Below are 709 nucleotides of genomic sequence, written 5' to 3'. Positions count from 1 at the left end.
GATCTACCCGGTGGCGATTTATCCCGGCGTCCAGAGCGTTCGGCGAGAACTCCTCTGGAATGTCGTCTGGCGTGCATCGACGAGAAGCAGTGCGTGGCCTTTACCTATATCAAGCCGAAGAAAGAATGTTGGCTGAAAGGCGCGGTCGGAACACCCATGCCGGGCAAAGGAATGGTATCCGGATTGAAAAAGCTGGAACGGTTTGCACCTGCCAAGATCATCAGCTTGGACTGAAACGGAAACAAGAGCATGCTTGCTGTAACCGACCGACCAACACTCACCCAAGTCCAGATAATCCAGTCGCTTGCCGAAGCGCTATCTTGGTTCGAGAAGGAAATCAGCTGGGGTGTTAGCCCCGGCGAGCTCAATCACCTGACTGGGCGCATTGGCGAACTTTACGCCGCGATGATTACTCGTGGTCAGATGGCCCTCGATACCAATCAGCGGGGCTATGACGTAGTGTCCGCTTCAAATGAACGAATATCGGTCAAAACCATTACCAGCTCCACTCACGTCGATTTCAATCTGAACACGTTTAATCATGTGGATCGCGTGATGGTCCTCCGGGTCAACATCGATGACGAAAAAGACGTCTCGGTGGAAGAGCTTTTGGACGCGCAAGTGGAAACGGCTCGTCAACTAATGCGGGAACAGGGTAGCAAGCTTGTCTATCTGATCAAACGGGCAACGCGCGAAGAACGTCCCGTTG

The 709-nt window shown here is 53.2% G+C and carries 2 protein-coding genes; both read left to right on the top strand.

The genetic code is table 11. The features are described from left to right. On the top strand, positions 1-234 hold a 234-nt coding region (locus AB4Z23_RS27495), incomplete at its 5' end, for a PAN domain-containing protein (protein ID WP_441361187.1). A gap of 15 nt (positions 235-249) precedes the next feature. After that, positions 250-709, top strand: a 460-nt coding sequence (locus AB4Z23_RS27490; RefSeq protein ID WP_441361186.1) for a DUF6998 domain-containing protein, incomplete at its 3' end; no start/stop codon positions are given.

Origin of the sequence: Agrobacterium sp. MCAB5 (assembly GCF_052114365.1) — a bacterium.
In the GTDB taxonomy this organism is placed as follows: Bacteria; Pseudomonadota; Alphaproteobacteria; order Rhizobiales; family Rhizobiaceae; genus Agrobacterium; species Agrobacterium tumefaciens.
Note: the sequence above shows the minus strand (reverse complement) of the source record. Positions and strands in the feature narration are given on the sequence as shown.